This is a genomic window from Massilia atriviolacea, from assembly GCF_003953935.1.
Taxonomy (GTDB): Bacteria; Pseudomonadota; Gammaproteobacteria; order Burkholderiales; family Burkholderiaceae_D; genus Telluria_A; species Telluria_A atriviolacea.
This window is the reverse complement of the sequence record NZ_RXLQ01000016.1, coordinates 53,100-78,144: the sequence shown is the minus strand read 5'-3', so window position 1 is coordinate 78,144 and position 25,045 is coordinate 53,100. Positions and strand designations below refer to the sequence as shown.

At 65.5% G+C, this 25,045-nt stretch carries 15 protein-coding genes; 1 reads left to right on the top strand and 14 read right to left on the bottom strand.

Translation table 11 applies throughout. The features are described from left to right. Positions 1 to 64: 64 nt before the first annotated feature. The 13 genes from EJB06_RS24870 to EJB06_RS24810 form a co-directional block, all read right to left on the bottom strand. Positions 65 to 2,941 carry a TIM-barrel domain-containing protein gene (locus EJB06_RS24870; protein WP_126076716.1) on the bottom strand — a complete coding sequence of 959 codons (2,877 nt, stop codon included), beginning with the start codon at positions 2,939 to 2,941 and terminating at the stop codon, positions 65 to 67. A 20-nt stretch (positions 2,942 to 2,961) separates the two neighbouring features. After that, positions 2,962 to 4,602 (bottom strand): GH35 family beta-galactosidase, encoded by a 1,641-nt coding sequence (locus EJB06_RS24865; protein WP_126076715.1) that lies wholly within the window; start codon positions 4,600 to 4,602, stop codon positions 2,962 to 2,964. Next, positions 4,602 to 7,592: a TonB-dependent receptor gene (locus EJB06_RS24860; RefSeq protein WP_307720476.1), complete on the bottom strand. Its 2,991-nt coding sequence runs from the start codon at positions 7,590 to 7,592 to the stop codon at positions 4,602 to 4,604. Before EJB06_RS24860 ends, EJB06_RS24865 begins: the two co-directional genes overlap by 1 nt. Positions 7,593 to 7,990: 398 nt before the next feature. After that, positions 7,991 to 10,297 (bottom strand): glycoside hydrolase family 95 protein, encoded by a 2,307-nt coding sequence (locus EJB06_RS24855; protein WP_126076713.1) that lies wholly within the window; start codon positions 10,295 to 10,297, stop codon positions 7,991 to 7,993. Between the two features lies 1 nt (position 10,298). After that, positions 10,299 to 11,612: a GDSL-type esterase/lipase family protein gene (locus EJB06_RS24850; protein ID WP_126076712.1), complete on the bottom strand. Its 1,314-nt coding sequence runs from the start codon at positions 11,610 to 11,612 to the stop codon at positions 10,299 to 10,301. A gap of 17 nt (positions 11,613 to 11,629) precedes the next feature. Beyond that, positions 11,630 to 12,772, bottom strand: coding sequence for a sugar ABC transporter permease (locus EJB06_RS24845; protein ID WP_126076711.1), 1,143 nt, complete (start codon positions 12,770 to 12,772; stop codon positions 11,630 to 11,632). A gap of 24 nt (positions 12,773 to 12,796) precedes the next feature. Beyond that, complete coding sequence (xylG, locus tag EJB06_RS24840) at positions 12,797 to 14,326, bottom strand: D-xylose ABC transporter ATP-binding protein (RefSeq protein ID WP_126076710.1); 1,530 nt, start codon at positions 14,324 to 14,326, stop codon at positions 12,797 to 12,799. Positions 14,327 to 14,429: 103 nt separating this feature from the next. Further along, a complete protein-coding gene (gene xylF / locus EJB06_RS24835; RefSeq protein ID WP_126076709.1) occupies positions 14,430 to 15,434 on the bottom strand; it encodes a D-xylose ABC transporter substrate-binding protein in 1,005 nt (334 codons plus the stop codon). A 115-nt stretch (positions 15,435 to 15,549) separates the two neighbouring features. Beyond that, a complete protein-coding gene (locus EJB06_RS24830) occupies positions 15,550 to 17,334 on the bottom strand; it encodes an IlvD/Edd family dehydratase (protein ID WP_126076708.1) in 1,785 nt (594 codons plus the stop codon). After that, on the bottom strand, positions 17,331 to 18,395 hold the full coding sequence (locus EJB06_RS24825; RefSeq protein ID WP_229427273.1) for an SMP-30/gluconolactonase/LRE family protein: 1,065 nt from the start codon (positions 18,393 to 18,395) through the stop codon (positions 17,331 to 17,333). The genes EJB06_RS24830 and EJB06_RS24825 overlap by 4 nt, the downstream gene beginning before the upstream one ends. Before the next feature lie 2 nt (positions 18,396 to 18,397). Beyond that, entirely contained in the window at positions 18,398 to 19,165 is a 768-nt protein-coding gene (gene xylB / locus EJB06_RS24820) for a D-xylose 1-dehydrogenase (RefSeq protein ID WP_126076706.1), read from the bottom strand. A gap of 11 nt (positions 19,166 to 19,176) precedes the next feature. Further along, on the bottom strand, positions 19,177 to 20,343 hold the full coding sequence (locus EJB06_RS24815) for a fumarylacetoacetate hydrolase family protein (RefSeq protein ID WP_126076705.1): 1,167 nt from the start codon (positions 20,341 to 20,343) through the stop codon (positions 19,177 to 19,179). A gap of 148 nt (positions 20,344 to 20,491) precedes the next feature. Then, positions 20,492 to 21,157 carry a hypothetical protein gene (locus EJB06_RS24810; RefSeq protein ID WP_126076704.1) on the bottom strand — a complete coding sequence of 222 codons (666 nt, stop codon included), beginning with the start codon at positions 21,155 to 21,157 and terminating at the stop codon, positions 20,492 to 20,494. Positions 21,158 to 21,450: 293 nt separating this feature from the next. On the opposite strand from EJB06_RS24810, the gene EJB06_RS24805 reads away from it, so the two are divergent. Next, a complete protein-coding gene (locus EJB06_RS24805) occupies positions 21,451 to 23,451 on the top strand; it encodes a methyl-accepting chemotaxis protein (protein ID WP_126076755.1) in 2,001 nt (666 codons plus the stop codon). On the opposite strand, the gene EJB06_RS24800 is transcribed toward EJB06_RS24805, so the two are convergent. After that, positions 23,452 to 24,900 (bottom strand): pectate lyase family protein, encoded by a 1,449-nt coding sequence (locus tag EJB06_RS24800; protein ID WP_126076703.1) that lies wholly within the window; start codon positions 24,898 to 24,900, stop codon positions 23,452 to 23,454. Positions 24,901 to 25,045 lie beyond the last annotated feature (145 nt).

Below are 25,045 nucleotides of genomic sequence, written 5' to 3'. Positions count from 1 at the left end.
AGCCATTCCCAGGCGCAGCCCTGCTCGCGCCGGTATTCCGGCGGGAGCAGGGCTATCGCGCCGATTACATCCTGACAGCGATTGCCTTGCCGTCGTAGCTCACTTCCTTGTCGGCCTGGTCGAAGTCGTCCGAACTCGATACGCCGGCCTTGATGAAGCGCACCTTGAACTGGCGCTTGGCGACCATGCCCTTGTACTGGCCAGTGCGCGCGCCGATGGTCACGGTCTTGCTCGTGTCATCGTAGCTCAGCGGGATGCGGCTGAACTCTCCGCGGGTGTAGGCGTTGGTCACACCGTCATCCTCGTACAGGCTGAATTTGCCGTCGGCGCCGGTGTAGACATTGAGCGTGAGCGGCGCGTCCGGTTTTTCATCGACGTACTGGGTCACGGGACCCATCGGCAGGATCGCCCCCGCCTTGACCAGCAGCGGCATGCGCGCCGCCGGCGCCTTCATCGTCACCGACTGGCCACCCTGGTGCAGCGCGCCGGTATAAAAATCGTACCACGCGGCTCCCTTGGGCATGTACACGCTGCGCTCGCGCGCGCCGTACACGTGCACGGGCGCTACCATCAGGTCGCGCCCGAACAGGTACTGGTCCTTGATGTCCTTGACCTGTTCGTCCTTCGGGAAGTCCATCACCAGCGCGCGCATCACGGTGCCCGAGTGGAAGTAGATGTCCGACGCGGTCGCGTAAATGTAGGGCATCAGGCGGTAGCGCAGTTTCAGGTACCAGACCATCGAGTCCTGCATCTCCGAGCCGTCCGGCGCGATGTTGTAGATCTCGCGCTTGACCACCTCGCCGTGGGAGCGGAACAGCGGCGTAAAGGCGCCGAACTGGAACCAGCGCAGGTTCAGCTCCTGCCACTCCTTCATGTCTTCCGGCTTGACGACGGCGGCGCCGGTGCTGCGGTTTTCCTGGGCCGAGCCGACGTCGCCGCTCTGGAAGCGCACTTCCTGCGCGTAGCCGCCGATGTCGTGGGTCCAGTTCGGAATGCCCGACATCGAGAAGTTCACGCCGGCCGAAATCTGGTCGTACAGGTTGTTCCAGCGCCCCACCGTGTCGCCGCTCCACACCGCCACCGCATTGCGCTGGATGCCGGCGAAACCGGAGCGCGACAGGATCAGCTGGCGCGTGTCGGGCTGGTCGCGCTTGAGGCCCTCGATCAGCGCCTGCGTGTGCGGCAGGCTGTAGGTGTTGTAGGTGATCTCGCCGGCGCCATGCACGGTCGGCCCGATCAGCTTCTTGAAATCCTCGGGACGGGTATTCGACAGCACATCCGGCTCGCTGTTATCCATCCACCACGAATCGAAGCCCAGGCCACCGAGCTTGGTCTTGATCTGGCGATAATAGATGTCGCGCGCTTCCTGCGTGTACGGATCGTAGTGGGCGTTCTTATAGCCCGGCCCGACCCAGTCAAGGTCGCCGTTCTCGACGTTCCTGGTCCACATGTGGCCCTTGGCGGCGAACTCCTTGTAGTTGTCGGTGTCGGCGTAGAACTTGCCCCAGATGGAGAGCATCACGCGCACGTTCTGCCTGTGGATCTCGTCGACCATGCCCTTGGGATCGGGGAAGCGGCTCTTGTCGAAGTCGTGCGAGCCCCAGGCGTTTTCGGGCCAGTAGAACCAGTCCTGCACGATGTTATCCAGCGGCCAGCCGCGCTTGCGGTACTCGCGCACCGCGCCCAGGATCTGCTCCTGCGTCTCGTAGCGCTGGCGCGATTGCCAGAAGCCGTAGGCCCACTTCGGCATCAGCGGCGCCTGCCCGGTCAGGTGGCGGTAGCCGGCGATCACGCTGTCCATGTTGTCGGCGTTGATGACGTAATAATTGATGGCCTGCGCGATCTCGGACGAAAACGTCAGCGAATGGCGTTCGGCCCGCGGCAGCGGGTCGTTGTGGGTGATGCCGATCATGCCGCCGGCCGGCTTCCACTCCAGGTGCAGTCTGACCGGCTTGTTGGCGACGAACTTCACCTCGAAGTTGTGGTACCACGGGTTCCAGCCCTGGCGCCAGACGTCCAGCACCTGCTTGCCGTCGATTGTCAATGTCGCGTAGTCGGACGAATACAGCTGCATCTTGTGCACGCCGGCCTTGGCCGAACGCATGGTCCCTTCCCACACCACCCTGACGTCCTTCAGGTCCTTGAGCGGGCCGAGTTCCCTGGGCCAGTGTTCGGCCACGTCCTTGAGGTATTTGTAGTCGATGTCGGTTTCAATGCGGGTCAGGGCCAGCTTGCCGCCGACGTAGTAGCGCGCGGTCAGGCCGCCGGCCTTGCCGCCGGCATCCGCCAGTTTCAGGTCGCGCTTCATCGGGCCGTAGGGTCTGGGGTCGCCGAAGCGCGAAATCGCATTGTTATCCCACAGGACGCCGTAGTTTTTATCGGAGATCACGAACGGCACCGCCACGTCCATATTGTGCTGCGCCAGCAGGACGTCTTCGCCGTTCATGTTCATCTGGGCGTTCTGATGCTGGCCGAGGCCATAGTACGCGTCCATCAGGCCGGGGTTGAAGCCCTGCTTGATCGCCAAAAACGGTTTGCCGTCGACCTTGATCGGCGTGAGACTCTCGGACGACTGGGTCAGGAATACGTCGCCTCTGGCGTTATAGAACTTCACCAGCCCGGTTTTCAGCGACACGGTGGCCGATATCTTGCCGGCGTCGAGCGTCACCACATCCTTGTCCGCATCGCCGACCGTGAACGGGCAGGCGCACGGCTTGGCCACCGTCATCATCGACGGTGTGAGTTCCTTGCCCGGCTGATCGAGCTTGAGGACGTGGATGATATTCTCGCTCATCACCGCCAGCCGCACTTCCTTCGCCGCCCCCTGGTCGGGTTTGACGACGATGCCGCTGGCGGTTTTTTCGAAGGTGCCCGCGAGGGCGTGGCCTGATGCCATCAAGGCCAGGCAGGAAGCCGTTCCCACCAGTGATGTTAGACGCATGCTGTAGTCTCCAATAGTAATTAGTAGGTGCCGATTCTGATCTTGAGGACGATGGGCCTGGCCGGCAGGTTGATGCCGTAGTCGACCTGGTCGCCGTTCCAGTTGCGCTCCATGATCCATTTGCCGGACGGCTCGAAACTGCCCTCCTCCACCCGCGCCAGCATGGCCGGCTTGCCCTCGTTGCTGCCCGCGCCATTCAGGCGCAGGCGCACCTGCTGGCCGATGACGACGAATTCGTTATCCCCGATCTGCGCAATCGACACGCCGCCGCTCGGGCTGTCGGTGTTGGCCGGTTCGTCCTTGATCTCCGGGTTCCAGTGCTTTTCGCCGAAGCGCCACTGGCGAAACGACACAGTGGCCTTCCAGTTGTTCATGGCGATGGTCTGCTCGGTGCGCTCGTCGGACTCCGCCACGCCGTAGGTGCGGCCTTCGAAGGCCCATCTGGCCCACTGCCGTTCCAGCGGCCGGAACACGGCGTAGATGGCGCCGAAGGGTTCGACCATGGCCTTGTCGGTGAGCTTGGAGCCGAGCGGGAAGTTGCTGTAGTCGGCGTAATCGATTCCGAACGGCGCGAACCCCAGCGCGCCGCGCCCCAGCACCTGGTAGGTGTAGCGCGCATAGGTGGCGGCGTTGCCCAGTTCCGGCACCATCAGCGGATTGTCGGGGCGCTGGAAGCGGTCCAAGGCGCCCGTGAATCTGGCCGACTGCGCCATGTAGATGTCCGGCGCGGCAAAGTCGATGGCCGGCGCCGCCGCCTTGTAGATGTCGATCACATCGTGGGTCGGCCCGCCGCTGGCAAAATTGCCCTTCCACGGCGCCAGCGGTTCGAGCGGATCGCGCAGCGCGTTGTTGACGTACATGGGCAGATTGTAGACCGCGCGCCCGGCCCTGGCGATCTCGCCGATGTAGCTGGCGATGGCCCAGGTATGGAAATACTGCTCCGCGTAGTCGCCATACACCTCGGTCCAGGTGCCGCTGGCGGCCAGCTTCAGCGGCGATTTCTGGCGCGCCAGCACCGCCTGCGGCACCGGCTGCGCGAACGCCGCCTGCGCCCTGGCGCCGTAGTCGCGCACCAGGCCATAGGTACCGACTTCGTTCTGCACCTGCATCATGATGACGGTGCGATGCGCTGCGTCGATCTTCTTGATGTGGGTCATCAGCGCCACAAACGCCTTTTTATCGGCCTTGAGCGTCTCCTCCCCGAACGGCGACATGCAGTAATTGACCTTGCCGTCCTTGTCCAGCATGCGCGGGAAGCGCCGGTTGTCGAACTTGACCCACTCCGGGCTGTATTGCGGATTGGTGTTCTTCCAGGTGCCGAACCACAGCAGCACCAGGCGCACCTTGTTCCTGCGCGCCTCGGCCACCAGCGTATCGACATAGCTGAAATCGAACTTGCCTTCGACCGGCTCGATCTGTTCCCACGCCACCGGCATTTCGAGCGTGTTGGCGTGCATGTCGCGGATCGCCGGCCAGACCTTTTTCAGCGCGGCCGGGTAATTGCTCGAATTGTGCGCCTGCGCGCCGAGCATCACGAACGGCGCGCCATCGACCATGAGCGCATGGCGCCCGTCCTTGTGGACCAGGTGCGGCAGCGGTGGCGCCGCTGCCGCCGTGACGCTGGCGCCCAGGGCCAGCAGCGTGATCGGGTGGCGCGCCATCAGAAGCTGTAGCGCATCTGCGCCGTGTAGCGTGGACCGGTGACGAACCAGGCGCGCCCCTTGGTGCCGATCGACTGGTCCATCTCCTGCTCGAACTTCGCATCGTTGATGTTCTGCGCTTCCAGGCCGAACGACAGGCTCTCGGTGATCTTGTAGAAGATCGACGCATCGAGCTGGCCGTACGCCCCGGCCCAGGTAGGCAGGCCATAGTTCACATTGTGCTGGCCGAAGGTCGGGCTGGCCGGATTGCTGTCGGTGGCGTCGCCGCCCTTGGTGCCGTTGACGTTTACGCCCTGCAGGCTGCGCGAACGCCAGTTGTAGGCCAGGCGCGACGACAGCGGCCCCTTGTCGTACATCAGCGCCAGGTTGTACGAGCGGCGCGACTGGTTGTACAGCGGCAGGTTGCCGAAGCTGCGGCCGTTGGTGTCGCAGCCGTTCATGTTCAGGTTCAGGTTGGACGCGCCGCCGCCCGCGCCTGCCGTGCAGTATTCCTGGAACACCTTGTTGTACATGGTCTTCTCGCCGTCGACGAAAGTGACGTTGGCTTGCATGCCGAGGCCCGACAGCCATTGCGGCAGCCTGTCGAAATACTGCTGGTACGCGACTTCGAAACCGCGCGCCCGGCCCCTGGCGCCGTTGATCGGCGCCGTCACGGTGAAGTCCTTCATGGCGCCGTTCACGTCGGGCAGCTGGAAGTTGTAGCTCTGGTCGACAATGATGTCCTTGAGCTTCTTGTGAAACAGCGCGAAGGTGAGCGAGCCGGCCGGCGCGAAATACCACTCGGCCGTCACGTCGACCTGGCGCGAGGTCACCGGCTTGAGCGCAGGATTGCCGGAACCTTCGCCGGTCAGGCTCACGCGGTTCACACGCACGATGCGGGCCGCGTCGTCGGAGGTGGTGTTGACATCCTGCGTCAGCGTCGTATAGGCCTGCAGTTGCGAGAAATCGGGCCGCGACAGCGCGGAACCGACCGCCAGGCGGAATTGCAGCTTGTCGCTGGCCTTCATGCGCAGGTTCAGGCTTGGCAGCACGTTGCTGTACGACTGGCTGTAGTCGTCGGCGCGCGAAAACGTGGGGATGTCCGGAATCGCCGGGCCGGTGGTCTGGTAGCCGGCGGGGATGGTCGGACGGGTGTAGCTGAACACCGTGTAGCCGCTCGCCTTCATGTCGGTCTTCACGTAGCGCAGGCCGACGTTGCCGTCGATCGGCATCGGCAGGTCGTCGAAGCCGAAGCGCGCCTGGGTGTAAAGGGCGCCGGTCTTTTCGGTCTGCTCGTTCGAACCCGCCGGCTCGGTGCCGTAGGACGCCGCCTTCCAGGGCGCGCAGTCGGGCGTGGCGCCGTTGGCGGCGGCCAGTTCCTTGCACAGGATGTCGTGGTACTTGTGCAGTCCCGCGTAGCTGTCCGGATAACCGGTGGCCAGCGAGGTGTTGGGCACCACCAGCGAGGGCACGGAGATGTTCCCGCCGAAGAAATTCCTGAAGTCGTGCACACGCGTGTTGCCGGCGAAGCGAGGGTCGCCCAGCGAGGCCAGTTGGCCGATATTCCAGCCCAGTTGCCACGGCTGCGAAATGGCGACCCAGTTGTAGTCCGGGTTGGTCTTTTCGGTGACCGCGTCGCGCTTGGTCAGGCGCACGCCGAAGCGGATATCGCGCACGACCTTGTGATCGACATCGTACTGGGCGTCGCCCTTCCAGGCGGTTCCCTTGCCCTTGCTGCGGTCCGCGTGCTCCTGGGTGAAGGCCCAGTAGTAGTTGCCCGGGTTGGCCAGGTAGGCCAGGTCGGCGCTGTCGAAGATCAGGTTCGGCCGGCCGTGGGCCAGGTCCAGCTGCTGCTTGGGCATCTGCACCCCGGTCGCCACCGTCGAATCGAGATTGGCGGTCTTGGCGCGAATGCTTTGCAGGTCGGACTTGAAGGTCCAGCTGCCGGTCGGCCGCCACACCAGGTTCCACGACACGTCCGTGGTATCGGACTTGCGGTTCGCAATGCGCGTATCGCCGCCGTAGTTGATGCCCTTGTCGGCCGGGTCGGTCAGGGTCCCGGACAGGAAGACGCCCTTGCCGTCGTAGCTCGCGTCCGGGCTGACCAGGATATTGTAGGGATTCGAGGCGGCGAAGATGGCCTGCTCGTCCCAGTCCATCTTGTAGCGCGACTTGAAGAAGGTCAGCGAGGTGTTCAGGTCGCGGTTCGGGCGCCATTGCAGCGCGCCGTAAGCCCCTTCGCGCTGGCGTTCGAAGTTGAGCGTGCGCCAGGACGCGCCCTTGGGAATCCAGACGGTTTTTCCGGGGACGACATCGGCGCGCGGAAAATACGGATCGACCTGCAGGGCGTCGGTGCGGGTCGCGCTTTCGGAATAGGCCAGGTCGACCAGCACGCCGACGTCGCCGATGCCGGTCTTCCAGCGGTTCGAGAACAGGCCGGAGGCCGATGGCGAGCTGCGCCCCTTCTTCAGTTCCGAATAAGTGGTCTGCCCCGACAGCGCGACCTTCATGCCCTTGTAATCGAAGGGCATGGCGGTGCGCAGGTTCACCAGGCCGCTGATCGCGCCTTCGATCTGCTCGGCCGACGGATTCTTGTAGATGTCGACGCCGGCCATCAGTTCCGGCGGCACGTCTTCGTAGTTGAGCGAGCGCCCGCCGTTGGCCGAGAACGAATCGCGGCCGTTCAGTTCCGAACGCACGTAGTTCAGGCCACGGATCGACACGCCCGATCCTTCCACCGAAAAGTGCTCCGGGTCGGACTTGGTCATGGTGCGGTCGATGGTCACGCCCACCACGCGCTGCAGCACTTCGGTGACCGAGCGGTCGGGCAGCTTGCCGATGTCGTCGGCGACGATCGAGTCGACGATTTCGTCGGAATTCTGCTTGACCTTCTGCGCCGAGTTCAGGGCCGCGCGCTGGCCGCTGACCACGACCACGGCGGTGTCGCCGCTCTGGCTGTCCTGGGCCAGCGCGGCGCCACCGGCCATCCATGCGATTTGGGCGACTGCCACGGCAATCGCTGTTTTCTTATAGTTGTTCAACTTGTCTCCTCTTTTTCCGATCGGATTACTGCTGCTTTTTCATGTGTGCCGGCAGTGCTGCGGGATGTCGTTCATCGATAAAGGCGCGCCCTCCCCGACCCGGTTGTCGCACTGGGCGAAGGCATACGGAGACAGGGCCGCGGGGGCCTGCGGTTGATCGTCATGGAGTGCGTCTCGGTTGGATTTTTATACGCGTCGGCTGATGCCGCGCTGGTTTGTGTATTGATTTTCCGAGCTACCTCAGCGCGCCGCAATTACGAAAATGACCAAGGCGTGGAATGATATTAAGGAAACAAGGTTCGTTCGGCGCGCGGCTATATTCACCTGTCGCCATTGCGGCGCAAATGCGTCAGGCACGGCATACCAGCCTATTTTTCGAGGGGGCCGAGGGTGGCGCCGAGGCGCGCGGAAGCACCGGGTTCGAGCGAGAGCGCGACGACCTTGTCGCCGTAGCGGACCGTCCCGCCGCCCTGCCCCGCCACCGAGCGGATGGTGGCGCTTGCCAGCTTGCCGCCGGCCCAGGCGATATCGAGCTCGAAGCCGCCGCGCGCGCGCAAGCCCTTCACCGAGCCATTCGGCCACGCCGACGGCAGCGCCGGCAGCAGGTGCAGCTCGCCCGTGTGCGATTGCAGCAGCATCTCGCAGATGGCGGCCGTGGCGCCCAGGTTGCCGTCGATCTGGAACGGCGGATGGGCGTCGAACATATTGGCGTAGGTGCCGCCCGCGTTATTGGTCTCGGTTCCGGGACCGGCCTGCTGCGCGGCGCGCGCCCCGGGCTTGGCCAGCTGCCCGCGCAGCATCCTGTAGGCGCGGTCGCCGTCGAGCAGGCGCGCCCAGAACGCCGTCTTCCACGCCATCGACCAGCCGGTGCCGGCGTCGCCGCGCCCCTCCAGCGACTTGCGCGCGGCCGCCGCCAGCGCCGGGGTGCTGGTCGGCGATATCTGCCGGCCCGGGAATAGTCCGAACAGGTGCGACACGTGACGGTGCGTGTCGCCGGGCGTATCGAGCACCGGGTCCTTCTTCTCTTCCAGCCATTCGAGCAGCTGGCCCCAGCTGCCGATGCGCGGTCCCGCCAGCTGCTCGCGCATGGCGGCGATCCGGTCGCGGAAGTCCCTGTCGTCGCCGAGGACATCCGCCGCTTCCACGGTATTGTTGAACAGGTCCCAGATGATCTGCTGGTCGTAGCTCACGCCATCTTCGATCGGCCCGTGCTCGGGCGACCAGCCGCGCGGCGCCACCAGGCGGCCGTCGGGCAGGCGCTTGAGGTGGTCCTGCCAGAACGCGCACACCTCCTTCATCAGCGGGTACGCCACCGTGCGCAGGAACTCGCGGTCCTGGGTGAAGGCGTAGTGCTCCCAGAAGTGCTGCGCGTACCAGGCGTTGCCGGTCTTGTTCCAGATATAGGTGGTGGCGCCGAAGGGGTTCGATTCGGTGCGCACGGTCCAGCCGCGCACCGGCCTGCCGTCGTCGCTCAGGAAGCGTTCTTCATCGCCCTTGGCCGGCAGGGCCGCCGTCTCGCGCAGCAGCTTGCGGTACACGGGCGCCATGCCGCCGACGAAGTCGAAGAACGGCAGCGCCGCTTCGGACAGGTTGGCCGGCCCCGCCGGCCAGTAATTCATCTGGATATTGATGTTGGTGTGGTAGTCCGAATTCCACGGCGGCGTGAGGCTGTTGTTCCACAAGCCCTGCAGGTTGGCCGGCAGCGCATCGCGCGAGCTCGAGATGAGCAGGTAGCGGCCGAACTGGAAGAACTGCGCTTCCAGGCCCGGGTCCTTGCCGTCGGCCGTATACACCTCGATGCGCTTGTCGGTCGCCAGCGCGCGCCGCGCCGCCGGCGCCTGGCCGAAGTCCACGCTCACGCGGCCGTACAGGCGCTTGAAGTCCCGCTGGTGCGCGGCCAGCAGTTGCGTCCACGTTTGCGCGGCCGCCGCACTGACCTGCCGCGTCACGAGCGGCAAGGGATGGGCGCCCTGGAAGCGCCTGGATGCATCGTTGACGTAGCTGGTGCCGGCGCCGAGCACCAGCACCAGTGCGTCGCAGCCGGTGAAGACGATGCGCTTGCCCTCCACAGACAGGGTGCCGCCCTCGTTGATCACCTCGACCTGGCTGGCATAATCCATCACGTTCGACGTGGCGGGCTGGGAGAAACCGGCCAGCGAGCCGGTGGCGTAAATGCGCTTGCCGGCCACGCCGATGCGGGCGTCGTGCATGTCGCTCAGTTCGATCGAGCCGCTGTACTTGCCCGGCTGGCTGGCGGAAAGGCGCGCCACGATGGCCTGCGCCGGATGGCTGGCGAACATCTCGCGCCTGAAGGTCACGCCGGCGTGCCTGTAGGTCACGCTGTGCAGGCTGTTGTCCAGGTCGAGCGTGCGCGCGTAGCCGCCGGTGGCGCTGTGGCCCGGCAGGTTGATGAACACGTCGCCGAAAGGCTGGTAGGCGCCCAGGGTCTTGTCGTCGCCGGTCCAGAGGGTGATGTCGTTGAACTGGATGCGCTCGCGCGCCACCTGCCCGAAGATCATCGCGCCGATGCGGCCATTGCCGATCGGGAGCGCCTCGCGTTCCCAGCCTTCCGGCGTGTCCGGCGCGGGACGGTCGTAGCGCAGGGTGAAGTCGCCGGCACTGGCGCTGTGCATGACGGTGACGAGCAGCAGCGCGCAGCGGAGAGGCGTTTTCATCTCATCGCCCCATCAGGCGCCGCAGGGCCGGCTCCATCGCCCTGGCCCACGCGTCGTAGCTTTGCTCGTTCAGGTGCAGCAGGTCGGGCATGACCTCGCGCGACAGGGTGCCGTCCGCCGTCAGGAACGTCCGGTTGATATCGAGGAAGTGGATATGTCGACCGTCGTCGAAGCCGGACAGGATCGTGTTGACGCGGTCGTTGATGCGGCGCAGCGGGTGGTCCGCCCCTGCGCTGCGCGGGAAGATCGCCAGCAGCAGGATCTGCGCGTTCGGCAGGCGCTGCCGCACTTCGTCGATATTGCGCCGGATGCCGGCCGCCGTGGTCGCCGGGTCTTCGCGGCGGTCGCCCGTGTTGTTGGTGCCGATCATCAGCACCACCACCTTCGGATCGAGGCCGTCGAGCGCGCCGTGCTGCAAGCGCCACAAGACGTTTTCGGTATGGTCGCCGCCGAAGCCCAGCCCCAGCGCATTGTAAGTGCTGTAGTAGCGCTGCCAGACCGGCGCGCCGGTTTTCTCCCAGCCTTCGGTGATCGAGTCGCCGATGAAGACAAGCTGCGTTTTCTCGCCGGCGGCGTTGCGGCGCTTGACTTCCGCCTTCTTGGCCTCGTGGCGCGGGCCCCAGTGGTCGATCGACCAGGACTGATTGAGCATCTCGGGCGTGACCGACTGCGTCCTGTAGTCCGGGCAGTCCGCATTCGGCGTGCCGGATGCGAGCAGGCGCACGCGCGCAATGCCCACCCGCCCGCTGCCGCTGCCTTCCAGCGCGAACGGCATGCTCACGGCGGAGAAATCGTCGCCGTCGCGGGCAAAGCAGCGCATCGACAGCACCAGCGGCTGCCAGCCCTTGCCCGCCATGGCCCGCGCAGGCACCAGAAACGGCACCTGCCGTTCGCACTCCTTGCCGCAGCCGACCTTGAACGACACGCCGCCCTGCGCCATCTCTTCCACATTCAGGTCGAACGCCAGCACGCCGCCGGGAACGTAGGCGCGCAGGTCGAGCGGCGCAAAGGTTTCAACACGCAGGCTGGCGTACCAGGCATCCTTGAAGTGCAGGGTCATCGCCTCCCTGCCGACATCGACCCCGACCCGGCTTGCGGCCACCCTCGGGTGTGCCGGTTTCGGCACCAGGACCGACACGCCGGCGACCACCTGCGACTGCTCGACATCGGCGACGACGACATGCGAACCGGCGCGCGGGCCGGCGGCGTAGATGCTCAGTTCATCGCCCTGCCCGGACGGCGTGGCACAGCCGCCGAGGGCAAGCAGGGCCGCGACCGGCAGCGGCAGGCGCAGGGATTGGTTCAATAATGTCATCGCATTTTCCTGATCGATTAACGGCGGCCGGAACGCGTGACCACGTCCACCCATACCGCCAGCGTAAGGATGGCGCCCTTGACGATCATTTGCCAGTAGCTGTCGACGTCGAGCATCGACATGCCGTTATCCAGGCTGGCCATGACCAGCGCGCCGATCAGGGCGCCGTAGACCGTGCCCGAACCGCCGCGCATCGAGGTGCCGCCGATGAAGCAGGCCGCGATCACATCGAGTTCGCCCGAGGTACCGGCGGACGGCGAGCCGGCCGCCAGGCGCGCGGTGTTGACCAGCCCCGCCAGCGCGCACATCAAACCCATCAAACCGAAGATCCACAGTTTGACGGCGCGCACGTTCACGCCCGACAGGCGCGTCGCTTCCATATTGCTGCCGACGGCATAGATGCGGCGTCCGAACACGGTTTGCGTAGCCACGTAGCTGAACGCCGCCAGCAGCACCAGGAGCAGCAGCACCGGCAGCGGAATGCCTTCGTAGCTGTGCAGGGTGCGCACCACCGAAAACAGCACCACGCCGATCGCCAGCAGGCGCACGCCATCGCGCACGGCGGTCGGCACCGGCAGGCCGTGATGCGCCAGGCTGGCGCGCTGGCGCCACGTCAGCACGCCAGCGAGCACGAACAGCAGCACGCCCAGGCCGATGCTCAGGTCGGGCGACAGGTAGCCCTGCCCAAGGTACACCATCTCGGCCGACACCGGCGCCACCGTAATCCCGTCGGTCACCCCGAGCACGATGCCGCGATACGCCAGCATGCCGCCCAGTCCCACGATGAAGGACGGTATGCCCGCATACGCCACCAGATAGCCGTTGAAGATGCCGAGCGCCAGCCCGCAGGCCAGCACCAGCAGCACAATCAGCGGCAGCGGCAGGTGGTGGCTGACGTCGAGCACCGCCGCGACCCCGCCCAATAGCCCGAGCAGCGAGCCGACCGACAGGTCGATCTCGCCGGCGATGATGACGAACACCATGCCGCAGGCGAGGATGCCGGTAATGGCCATCTGGCGCATCAGGTTCGACAGGTTGCGCGCGGAGGTAAAGCCGCCGTCGGTCTTCCAGCTGAAGAACAGCCAGATCAGGGCGATCGCGGCCAGCAGCGCCAGGATTTTGTACTGGGTGAAGATTTGCTTGAATTGGATGGGGTTCATGTGCGTTGGCGAAGGAAGAGTCGTTCAGTGCGTGGCGTGGTCGAGGGCCGCGGCGAGCAGGGTTTCCTGGGTCAGGTCGCGGTTGACGAAATCGCCGCGCAGTTTGCCCTCGCCCATCACCAGCACGCGGTCGGAAATGCCCAGCACCTCGGCCAGTTCGGATGACACCATGACGATCGACATGCCCTGGGCGGCCAGTTCGAACATCAGCTTGTAGATTTCGTATTTGGCGCCGACGTCGACGCCGCGTGTGGGCTCGTCGAGGATCAGCACCTGCGGCTTTGTGAGCAGCATCTTCGACAGCACCGCCTTTTGCTGGTTACCGCCGGACAGGCTGGCGATCGGCAGGAAGGGGCTGGCGGTTTTCAGGCCCAGCCGGTCGATCTGGTCGTGCACGGTTTTCAGTTCCGCCTCGCGGTCGATGCGGGTCAGGCGCGAAAAGGAATCGAGCACGGTGAGGGTGATGTTCTGGCCCACATCGAGGTCGCGCACGATGCCGTGCCGCTTGCGGTCTTCCGGCACCAGCGCGAAACCGGCGCGGATGGCCTTGAGCGGCGTGCCGGTATCGACCAGCGCGCCGTGCAGGCGCACCTCGGCCTGGCTGACACCCGGATAGGCGCCGAACAGGGCCGACACCAGTTCGGTGCGCCCTGCCCCCACCAGGCCGGCGATGCCGAGGATTTCGCCTTTGCGCAGGCTGAACGAGACGTTGTCGACGCGTTTGCGTTCGGGCTTGTCGATGTCGTAGCAGGTGACGTTGCGCGCTTCGAAAATCACGTCGCCCAGCGCGCGCTCCTGCTTGGGATAGAGCTGGTTCATCTCGCGCCCGACCATCTGCGCGATGATGCGCTTGACATCGAGGTCCGCCATCGGCGTGGTGGCGATGTGCTTGCCGTCGCGGATCACGGCGATGGTGTCGCAGATGGCGGCCACCTCATCGAGCTTGTGCGAGATGTAGACGCAGGCTACGCCCTTGGCCTTGAGCTTGCGGATGATCTCCAGCAGGATCGCGATTTCGGCGGCGGTGAGCGAGGCCGATGGTTCGTCCAGGATCAGCAGCCTGGCGTCCTTGTTGAGGGCCTTGGCGATTTCGATCAATTGCTGGTGGCCGCCGCCGTAGTTCATCACCGGCAGCACCACGTTCACATCGAGCAGATTGAGCTCCTTCAGCAGCTGTTCGGCGCGGCGGTTCATGGCGGGGTAGTTCATGCGCCCGCCGAAGCCGGTGATTTCGTTCCCGAGGAAGAGGTTTTCGGTCACCGACAGTTCCGGCACCAGCATCAGCTCCTGGTGGATGATGATGATGCCGGCGGCCTCGGTGTCGCGGATCGAGGCGGCGCGCAGGGGCCGGCCGTCGAACAGGATCTCGCCTTCCCAGGTGCCGTGCGGGTAGACGGCCGAGAGCACCTTCATCAGGGTCGACTTGCCGGCGCCGTTTTCGCCGCACAGGCCGATGCACTCGCCGGCGCGGACCTGCAGGTCGATGCCATCGAGCGCGCGGACGCCGTCGAACTGCTTGACGATGCCCTTCATTTCAAGCAAATAGTCAGACATGCTGGTTCTCGCAACTGAAAACGTTTTCACTTCGCGCCTATATGCCGCATGCCACCGTCGCCCGCGCGCCTTGGCGCCGGGGCGACGGTGTCGCAGGCTGCGATTATTTGCCGGCGATCTGGGCCTGGGTGTAAAAACCGTCCGTCACCAGCAGGTTGATATTGTCCTTGGTCAGCGCGGTCGGCTTGAGCAGGATGGTATTGACCTTCTTGAAACCGTTGTCATATTGACCGTTAAAAGCGGGTTTTTCATTGCGTACCAGCTGCACCGACAGTTTGGCCGCCTCGCTGGCCAGCAGCTTGAGCGGCTTGTACACGGTCATCGCCTGCGAACCGGCAATCACGCGGCGCACCGCCGCAATATCGGAATCCTGCCCCGACACCGGCACCTTGCCATCGAGCTTTTGCGAGGCCAGCGCCTGGATCGCACCGCCGGCCGTGGCGTCGTTCGAAGCGACGATGCCGTCGATCTTGTTATTGTTGGCCGTCAGCGCATTCTCGACGATGGACAGCGCCTCCGACGGGCTCCAGTCCTTGACCCACTGCTTGCCGACGATCTTGATATCGCCCTTGTCCACCAGCGGCTGCAGCACCGCCATCTGGCCTTCGCGCAGCATCTTGGCGTTGTTGTCGGTCGGCGCGCCGCCGAGCAGGTAGTAGTTGCCCTTCGGACGCACCTTCACCACGCCGGCCGCCTGCATTTCGCCGACGGCTTTGTTATCGAAGGAAATGTAAGCGTCCACATCGGCATTGAGCACCAGCCGGTCGTAGGACACGACCTTGATGTTGGCCTTCTTGGCTTCCTTGATCGCGTTATTGAGCACGGTGGCGTTGTAGGGCACGATGACCAGCGCATCGACTCCGCGCGCGATCAGGTTTTCGATCTGCGCGATCTGCTTTTGCTCGCTGGCGTCGGCCGACTGCACGAACACCTTGGCGCCCAGCTTGTCGGCGGCGGCGACAAAATAATCGCGGTCGCGCGCCCAGCGCTCGAGGCGCAGGTCGTCGATCGAAAAGCCGATCTTCGGATTTTTGGCATCGGCGCTGGCCTGGCCGCTGGTCAACATCATCATGGCCGATACGACCGCGACGCTCAGAATTTTTTTCATGTCTTTTGTCTCCAGATATTGTTATACGACTTGGATGCTCCCCGGCGTGGCGCCGTGTTTTTGACAGGAGAATAGCGGATTTTCGCTATTCGTTGCCATATTTACATTTACTCGATTAGTGGTTATGCCTCGGCAGATCGTGGCCGACGCCCCGGTACGGCAGCGCCATTTCCATGCAGCCGCCCTGCTCCAGCTGGCCCACTGTGGCGCGGTACAGCTCCTGCCACGGGGTCTGGCTCGGCGGCGTGGGCGGGAGCGCTTCCTTCCTGCGTTCGGCCAGCACGGACTCGTCGACCAGCATGTCGCAGCGGCCGCTGTTCAGGTCCACCCGGATGATGTCGCCGCTGCGCACATAGGCCAGCCCGCCGCCGGCCGCGCTTTCGGGCGAGGCATTGAGGATCGATGGACTGTCGGAGGTGCCCGACTGGCGCCCGTCGCCCAGGGTCGGCAGGTTGAGGATGCCGCGCCGGATCAGCGCGTCCGGCGGTTGCATGTTGACCACTTCGGCGGAGCCGGGCCAGCCGATCGGGCCGGCGCCGCGAATGACCAGCATGCAGCCCTCGTCGATGTCGAGCGCCGGGTCGTTGATGCGCGCATGATAGTCGCCCGAGCCGTCGAACACCACGGCGCGGCATTCGAACACATTCTCGTGTCCCGGCCGGCACAGGTAGCGCGCGCGGAAGTCGGCCGAAATCACGCTGGTCTTCATGATCGCAAAATCGAACAGGTTGCCCTTGAGGACGAAGAAACCGGCCTGGGTTTTCAGCGGCGCGGCGTACGGATAGATCACTTCGCGGTCGACGCTGGCGCGGCCCTGCAGGTTGGCGGCCATGCTGGCGCCGGTGACGGTCAGGCGCTCGGCGCGCAGCTTGCCGGCCTGGTGCAGTTCCCACATGATGGCCGGCACGCCGCCGGCGCGGTGGAAGCGCTCGCCGAGGAACTTGCCGGCCGGCTGCATGTTGAGCAGCAGCGGCACGTCGTGGCCGTATTCCATCCACGCGCTCGATTCGATCTCGACCCCGGCGTGGCGCGCCATCGCCATCAGGTGCGGCTGGGCGTTGGTGGAGCCGCCGATGGCGGCATTGACCACGATCGCATCGAGGAACGCGTCCCTGGTGAGGATCTGCGACGGCCGTACATCCTGGCGCGCCAGCGCGACGATGCGGCGCCCGGTTTCGTAGGCCATCTGCCCGCGCTCGCGGTACGGCGCCGGAATGGCCGAGCAGCCGGTGAGCGACATGCCGAGCGCCTCGGCCAGCGCGTTCATGGTCGAGGCCGTGCCCATGGTGTTGCAGTGACCGGCGGACGGCGCCGACGCGGCCGCGATCTGGAGGAATTTTTCCTTATCGATCTCGCCGGCGGCGAGGCGGCGGCGGCCGTGCCAGATGGCGCTGCCGGAGCCGGCCAGTTCGCCTTCGAACCAGCCGTCGAGCATCGGTCCGCCGGACAGCACGATGGCGGGAATGTCGACCGTCGAGGCGGCCATGATCTGGGCCGGCGTGGTCTTGTCGCAGCCGGTCGTCAGGACCACCGCGTCGATCGGGTAGCCGTGCAGGATTTCGACCAGGCCCAGGTAGGCCAGGTTGCGGTCGATGGAGGCGGTCGGGCGGCGGCAGTTTTCGAAGATCGGGTGCAGCGGGAATTCCATGGCGATGCCGCCGGCGTCGCGGATGCCGTCGCGCACGCGCTTGGCCAGTTCCAGGTGGATGCGGTTGCACGGGCTGATGTCGCTGCCGCTCTGGACGATGCCGACGATCGGACGGCCGGCGCGCAATTCCTCGGCGGTGATGCCGTAGTTCATGAAGCGCTCCAGGTAGAGCGCGGTCATGTCGATATGGTCGGGATTGTCGAACCAGTCCTGCGAGCGGTAGCGGCGTGGCGGAGTCGGATGGGTGCTCAAGCGATGTCCTGTAGCGAAAAAGTGTGCTGGGGCAGGCCCGGCGTATCGGTGCGGAAGGTGAACAGCGCGCCGGCCAGCGGTTCGCGCGCCCGCTCGTCGGGGTTCAGGCCTTTCCAGGCGGTGGTGACGAACGCCGTGCGCAGGTCGGGGCCGCCGAAGGCCAGCTTGGTGATGTTCGAGACCGGAAAGGCGAGCGTGCCGATCAATTCGCCATCGGCGTTGTAGCGGTCGACGCGGGCGCCGCGGAACATGGCGACCCAGATGGTGCCGTCGGCGTCGACCGCCATGCCGTCCGGGTGGCCGGGGCCGGCGGTGGCGATGAACAGGCGCATGCGCGTGGCCGTGCCGTCGGGCAGCAGATCGAAGGCGTAGATGCGCTTGCCGAGGGTATCGGTGTGGTACAGGGTCTTGCCGTCCGGGCTCATGGCCGGGCCGTTGGTGATGATGTAGCCGCGGTCGACGGTGCTCAGGCGCCCGCCCGGATGCAGGCTGTAGAGCGAGCCGGTGGGGTTGGTTTCGCCGACGTCCATCGAGCCGAACCAGAGCGAGCCGTCGGCGGCGACGAAGCCGTCGTTGAAACGGTTGTCGGGCTGGTCGGCTTCGATGTGGCGCAGGACGCTGAACTGGCCGGTTTGCTGGTCGAAGCGGTACAGGCCGTCGTCGAGGCCGACGATGAAGCCTTCACCATCGTCCCCGCCAGCCTCGTCGTTCCCGCCAGCCCCGTCGTTCCCGCCAGCCCCGTCGTTCCCGCCAGCCCCGTCGTTCCCGCGCAGGCGGGAACCCAAGTTTTCAGTGCCGCCGATAGCTACGGAACGAGCTTGGGTCCCCGCCGAGGGCCGCCTTGGCGCGGAAACGACGGGGGTGGTGCTGACGCGAGCCGGCACGATAAACCCAGGCCTGCCCGGCGCGTCCCACGACTGCCGGCGCGTGCCGTCCGGCGCGCAGCGGTGCACCTGGCGCCCGCGAATATCGACAAAATACACCGACTCGCTGGCCGCATGCCACAGCGGGCCTTCGCCCAGCTCGGCCCCGACGTGCCACAAGCAAACAGGCTGGTCCATGCTCATGCTCCGTACCAGCCGGCGTCGACAAAATACTCGCGCCCGGTGCAGCGCGCCGCGTTATCCGACGACAGAAATAGCGCCAGCGCCGCCACATCCTGCACTTCCACCCGTTCGCGCAGGCATTGTCCCGCCAGGATCCTGACCTCTTCATCCGGCGTGTGCCACAGCAATTCCTGGCGTGGCGTGCGCACGGCCCCCGGAATGATGCAGTTGACCCGGATTCCATCGGCGCCCAGGTCGCGCGCTAGGCCGCGCGTCAAGCCTTCGATGGCGGCCTTGGCCGTCATGTACAGGCTCAGGTTCGGCAAGGCCAGATGCCAGGAAATCGAGCCCATGTTCAGGATCACGCCCTGCCCTTTGCCGCGCATGCCCTCGGCCGCCGCCTGCGCGCAAAAGAACTGGTGGCGCAGGTTGACCGCCATGCGCTGGTCCCAGTAGGCCGGGGTGACGTCGGCGATGCCGTGGCGGTCGTCGTTGGCGGCGTTATTGATCAGGATGTCGACCGTCACCCCGCGCTGCCCGATGCGCGCGAAGACGGCGGCCAGCGCGTCCAGGTCGGTCAGGTCGCAGGGCAGGAACACGGGCGGATGCGCGCAATCGGCCAGCGCGTCGGCCAGCGCCAGCGAGGCTTGCTCGGCGATGTCCACAAAGAACACGCGTGCGCCCTGGCGCGCAAACGCAATCACCATCTCGGCGCCGATCCCGCTGCCGCCGCCCGTCACCAGCACCGTCTTGCCTGCCAGGCCGGGGTAAATCGCGTAGGTCATTCTCGCTTCGTTCATTGGGAAATTTTCAGCAGGCCGCGGCGGGCCAGGTTGTCGAACAGGGCGCGCACGCCGAAGGTCCACGGCGCGACCTGGTCGCTGCGCTGGACCTCGTTGACGAGGGTGCCCAGCGAGGGCGTCGAAATGCTGACGCGGTCGCCCAGGTGATGGGTAAAACCGGCCCCGGCCGCATCGCGGTCCTTGATCGGCGAGAACATGGTTCCCAGGAACAGCATGAAGCCGTCCGGATACTGGTGGTGCCTGCCGCAGACCTGCCCGACCAGCTCGAGCGGGTCGCGGCTGATTTCGCGCATGCGGCTGGCGCCGGCCAGGCGGAAGCCGTCGTCCGCGCCTTCGATCAGCATGCTGACCTCGGCGTTGCGGATGGTGTCGATCGTAAAATGCTGGTCGAACAGGCGGATGAAGGGACCGATCGCGCAGGAAGCGTTGTTATCCTTGGCCTTACCGAGCAGCAAGGCACTGCGGCCTTCGACGTCGCGCAGGTTGACGTCGTTGCCCAGGCTGGCGCCGCGCACCTGGCCCCGGCTATTGACTGCCAGCACGATTTCCGGCTCGGGATTGTTCCACTTGGAATCAGGATGCAGGCCGACATCGGCGCCGAAGCCCACGGCCGACATCGGCTGCGACTTGGAAAACACTTCCGCGTCCGGGCCGATGCCCACTTCCATGTAAGGCGACCAGAGGCCGCGCCCGATCAGGTCCTGCTTGAGCTTGTCCGCCGCAGGCGAGCCGGGTTTGATGGCCGAGAGGTCGTCGCCGATGCATTCCTGCATCGCCGCGCGCAGTTCGCCGGCGCGGGCGGGATCGCCCTTGGCTTGTTCCTCGATCACCCGTTCGAGCAGGCTGACGGCAAAGGTGACGCCGCAGGCCTTGATCGCCTGCAGGTCGCTGGGGGCCAGCAGGCGCGTGCCGTCGGTCCTGGCGTTCGCCAGCAGGTCTGCCAGCGTGCCGAGGGCGTCGCCCGGGGCGTTGCGGGCGATGTCGGCGGCGTCGGCGCGTTCCAGCAGCCCGGCCATGGTGGCGGCGTGCGCGCTGATGTCGATCACCTGGCCGCCGCGCACCACCACCACCGAAGGGCCGGCGCCGGCGCGCCAGGCGCGGCCGACCAGCAAGGCCCGTTCCGCATCGACCGGCAACATCGATTTGTCTGAATCTGTCATGTCTCTCTTCCCGATTGGACTCGATGCCGGCCGGGGAACTCGCCCCTTGCCCGGCATCACGGGATAGATGGTGCACTGTGTGTTGGGTTTTTTCTATTATGAAATCCACCAAGGGCGATCATGATTATCAGCAGCGCCGCGACCACGTTTACTTCAGCAGGCGAGCGCCGAAACCCTGCGCTTCCAGGGTTTTGCCCAACTGATAGATCTGTGCGTCGGTCGTGACCGCCAGCGGCGCCCAGGATCGTCCCTCGTCGGCGGAGGTGCTTTGCACGACTGCGACCACGCTGGTGCCGCGCGGCTGTTCCGCAAGCAATGCAATTTCATACACCAGGCGGCCCTGGCGGGGAAGCAGCAAGCCCCGGTCGTGCGGCGTCGCGCCCAGCGCGGCGATCTGTTTGTGCAGGCCGAGCTCGATCGCGGTCGCCGCAGTCAACCAGAATGCGGGAGGGAGTTTTTCCTTGTCGAACCAGCGCCCGTCCGCTTGCAGAAAACTTTTATCGGTCAAGGCCATCCCATCGATCACCCCCAGCAGATAACAAGGCGCATCGTCTTCCCTGGTAAATACCAGCTGGCCCGGCACGTCGACGACACGGCCCCGGGCGCCAGGCATCCGGTAGCGCACTTGCCAACTGCTGTCGCTGCCGGCCTGCCACAGCCGCCGCTTGTACTCGGAACGCAGCAGGAATCGCGCGTCGCCGGGACCGACGCAAGTCAGTTTGTGGACGCCGCCGAATGCGCTGGCGGGTAAGGCCATGCCGGCGGCGGCAAGCGTCGACGCGCAGAGCGCGGCTTTCAACCATGGAATGTTCATACAGGAGCGTCTTTCGTCAGCCATGTTATTTTTTGCGCAAGGCAAATCGGGCAACTATCCTAGCACTCCGGCTCAAGGCAAGGGATGGGCGGCGGCGCGCATGTGTTGCGTATCGAGCGCAATGCGGCCCGCACGTTTGACAGTTGTTGCCTACAAGCATAGTCTTCCAGAGCCCCCATGCGCGCGCGTGGGTGGTGCACTGCACCAGCCATCAACCACGCCAGAGGCCCGCCTTGAACGACTACTTCCGCTCCAGCCAATCGCGCTTCACCCTCCTGTTCTCCGCCATTTTCATGGCCTTGCTGCTCATTACGCTGGTGGCGATTTCGCTGTTCATCACGCCGGAGCTGAAACGCGCCGAGGGCGAACTGATCGGCGACGATGTCAACAACATCGCCATCAAGATCACCGAGCAGCTCAAGCAGGTGGAAGCGCAGCAGCGCGCCATCACCCAGACCGTGGCGCTGATGGACAGCGCGGCGATCGACACCCTGCTGCCCGGCCTGGTCGACCAGTACGGCGATGTCAACGTCTTCGGCGGCGGCATCTGGCCGGTGCCGAAAAAGCGCGATCCGGAAAAGGAAAAGTTCAGCACCTTTTACGCGCGCGATGCGTCAGGCAAATTGCAAGTGAACACCCACTGGAATTCGCCCGAGTCGCTCAAGTATTTCGAGCAGCCATGGTGGCAAGGCGGCGCCAGGGCGCCCAAAGGCCAGTGCGCCTGGGCCAAGGCCTACAAGGACGACGCCAGCCCGCAGCCGCGCACCAACTGCGCAATGGCCATCTACAAGGGCGACGAGCTGTTCGGCGTTTCGACGGTCGACGTCACGCTGGGCTTTTTCAACCGCCTGGTGGCCGATATGGAAGCGGCCGTGCACGGCCAGATCCTGATTCTCGAACACGACGGCAAGGTGGTCAGCAACAGCACCTATATCAAGAGCGAGATCGTGCTCAAGAACATCAGCGACCTGGCATCGACCTCGCCGTTCGCGGCGCAGGTGGCCAAGGTGTTGCCGCAACTGGGCGACAAGGCCGCGCTGGAATCCTCCTACAGCAGCGACGGCACCGGCCATACCCTGTTCATCGCCACCATTCCGGGCAGCCCGTGGCTGCTGGCGACCGGCCTGCCGAATCATCTGCTGAGCCAGCAGAGCGACCGCATCCTGCACACGCTGGGCGTGGTGCAGATTCCGATCGCCATCGCCATGCTGGTGCTGATCATCCTGGGCATCCGCATGCTGATGCGCCGCCTGAACGTCTTGAAGGGCAATATCGACGCCCTGTCGGCCGGCGACGCCGACCTGACCCGCCGCCTGCCGCCCGGCGGCGGGATGGAATTCGACGCCGTGTCGGGCAGCTTCAACGCCTTTATCGAACGTTTGCAAAGCATGCTGCAGCAGATCGGCATCAGCACCCAGTCGATCGCGCTGGCCTCGCGCGAGATTGCGGCAGGCAACCAGGACCTGTCCTCGCGCACCGAGGCGCAGGCCAGTTCGCTGGAAGAGACGGCCGCCTCGATGGAGGAACTGACCAGCACCGTCAAGAACAACGAGGATAACGCCAGCCAGGCCAACCGGCTGGCGCGCGAAGCATCCAGCGTGGCCGCGCAGGGCGGCAGCATCGTCTCGAGCGTGGTGAGCACCATGGGGGCGATCGAGCAATCGTCGCGCAAGATCGTGGACATCATCAGCGTGATCGACGGCATTGCCTTCCAGACCAACATCCTGGCGCTGAACGCGGCTNAGATCGTGGACATCATCAGCGTGATCGACGGCATTGCCTTCCAGACCAACATCCTGGCGCTGAACGCGGCTGTGGAAGCGGCGCGCGCCGGCGAACAGGGGCGCGGCTTTGCCGTGGTGGCCTCCGAGGTGCGCAACCTGGCGCAGCGCTCGGCGGCGGCGGCCAAGGAGATCAACGCCCTGATCGGCGAATCGGTGGCCGGGGTCGACAAGGGCGCCGCGCTGGTGGCCGAGGCCGGCACCACCATGCAGCAGATCGTCGCCAGCACCGACAAGGTGGCCAGCATCATCGGCGCCATCCTGGGCGCCAGCGCCGAGCAGAACCTGGGCATCGGCCAGGTCAACCAGGCGATCGCCGAGCTGGACGACACCACCCAGCAGAACGCCGCCCTGGTCGAGCAGGCGGCGGCCGCCGCGCAGTCGCTGCAACAGCAGGCCGCCAGCCTGGAAAAGATCGTCGGCGGCTTCAAGCTGTACGAAGGCGGCGCGCCGGCCGCGCTGGCGGCCCCGGGCGTGCCCTCGGGCGGGCGCCGCCTGACCCGGGTGGTGTGATTACCTGAGCTTGCCGGCGCCGGCCTGCGCTTGCACGGCCGTCAGGGCCGAGGTCGCCGTCTGCAGCGCATACAGGTAGGGCGGCGTCCACAGGTTGGCCGCGTCCGGCGGCGCCATGCCGCACTGGCCGTCGACCGCATTGGTGCCGGCGCGGTCGCTGGTGAACACGTGGCCGGACGAGCGAAAGCCGATGAAGCCCTTGCCCTTGATCGCCTTGCCGCAGAACTCGGACAGCTTGAGGCCGGTGACGTTGTAGTAGTTATTTTCGATCAGCATGTTCGAGCGGTAGCGCGCATCGGTGCCGCTTTCGAACTTGAGGCCGGCTTCCTTGGTGACGACGTTGCCGCTGACCAAGTTGTTGAACATGTGCACCTGCCCGTAGCGGTTCAGGGGCAGGCGCGCCGCCACCGCGCTCCACCAGTTGCCAGAAAAGGTCACATGCAGGCGACCCTCGTCGCTCCAGGCGCGGCCGCCGTCGCCATTGCCGACCAGCGTGGTCTTGTGGTGATTGGAAAAAGAGCTGTTGGCGACTGTCACGTAATCGCTGCCGCGCACCACGTCGAGCGCGCCGTCGTGGCGGGTCTTCCAGGAACCGGTGGCGATCGACTCGGGCGTATCGCCGTCGCTCACGCTCAGGTGGTCGAGGAAGATGTTCTGCCCGCGCGAGACGGTGATGCCGTCGGCGTAGGCATTGTCTTCATCTTCCGGGTTCACGTCCCAGGGCGTATCGATCACCAGGTTGCGCACGATGACGTTGCGGGTCCAAGTCGGATAGTCGTCGCCATCCTTGCCGTCCTTGATCCACTTCTTGAAGTCGGCTTCCGCGTCGCCGCCCTGGGCCAGCGCCAGCTCGCCGCCGATCAGCAGCGAGGTGCCGGTCATGCGCGCCGGCCGGCCCTGGGCATCGTTGATGCCGACCAGGGTCGTATTCGACGGCAGGTTGACCGAGCCGCCGTATTTTTGATCGGAGTAGCTGGTGTACTCCCGGAAAACGGTGTTGTTTTCGCTCCAGCGCAGGTCGATATGGCCGACCACGCGGATGATCTTCGGTTCGTTGCCGGCCTGCCTGATCGCGGCCACCAGTTGCTGTCCGTTGAACACGGTGTAGATGCGGTCGGGGCGCGCCGCCCCGCCCCCGCTCAGGACCACCTTCCCCTTGCGCGACCAGGTATGCCAGCCGGTCGCCGGCGCGGATTGGCGCTCGAAGGTGAGCACGCCGCCGCTCGGATCGGCCTGGGCGAACTGCCAGGCCGGCAGCCTGGGCGCGGCCATGTAGTTGGCCGGGTCGTGCAAGCCTTTCACCAGCACGGGCGCGGAATAGTTGCGCACGCCGTACAGGGCCGTTTGCAGGGGCGTGCTGGCGCCCACGAAGGTGCTGGCGTCGATGGCGGCCTGGGCGCCGGAAGCGAAGGCCAGCACGAGGCTGGCGGCGAGTACCGTATTTTTCATGGTTGTCTCCAATGAAGAAAAATAGAAAATGGCGCGCGTTCTTTTATCGAACGCTTTGCGCCGCGCACACGCGCACGGCAACGCCGTGGCGCAGGGCGTTGGGGTGCGGCAGAGTGGGTAGGGAAAAACCATCAGCATCCGACAG

Bases quoted from the DNA above. Each gene is read 5' to 3' on its own strand.
- EJB06_RS24810 (WP_126076704.1), bottom strand. From the start codon at position 21,157: ATGAACATTCCATGGTTGAAAGCCGCGCTCTGCGCGTCGACGCTTGCC.
- EJB06_RS24850 (WP_126076712.1), bottom strand. From the start codon at position 11,612: ATGACATTATTGAACCAATCCCTGCGCCTGCCGCTGCCGGTCGCGGCC.
- EJB06_RS24815 (WP_126076705.1), bottom strand. From the start codon at position 20,343: ATGACAGATTCAGACAAATCGATGTTGCCGGTCGATGCGGAACGGGCC.
- EJB06_RS24800 (WP_126076703.1), bottom strand. From the start codon at position 24,900: ATGAAAAATACGGTACTCGCCGCCAGCCTCGTGCTGGCCTTCGCTTCC.
- EJB06_RS24825 (WP_229427273.1), bottom strand. From the start codon at position 18,395: ATGGACCAGCCTGTTTGCTTGTGGCACGTCGGGGCCGAGCTGGGCGAA.
- EJB06_RS24855 (WP_126076713.1), bottom strand. From the start codon at position 10,297: ATGAAAACGCCTCTCCGCTGCGCGCTGCTGCTCGTCACCGTCATGCAC.
- xylB (WP_126076706.1), bottom strand. From the start codon at position 19,165: ATGACCTACGCGATTTACCCCGGCCTGGCAGGCAAGACGGTGCTGGTG.
- EJB06_RS24845 (WP_126076711.1), bottom strand. From the start codon at position 12,772: ATGAACCCCATCCAATTCAAGCAAATCTTCACCCAGTACAAAATCCTG.
- EJB06_RS24870 (WP_126076716.1), bottom strand. From the start codon at position 2,941: ATGCGTCTAACATCACTGGTGGGAACGGCTTCCTGCCTGGCCTTGATG.
- xylG (WP_126076710.1), bottom strand. From the start codon at position 14,326: ATGTCTGACTATTTGCTTGAAATGAAGGGCATCGTCAAGCAGTTCGAC.
- xylF (WP_126076709.1), bottom strand. From the start codon at position 15,434: ATGAAAAAAATTCTGAGCGTCGCGGTCGTATCGGCCATGATGATGTTG.
- EJB06_RS24865 (WP_126076715.1), bottom strand. From the start codon at position 4,602: ATGGCGCGCCACCCGATCACGCTGCTGGCCCTGGGCGCCAGCGTCACG.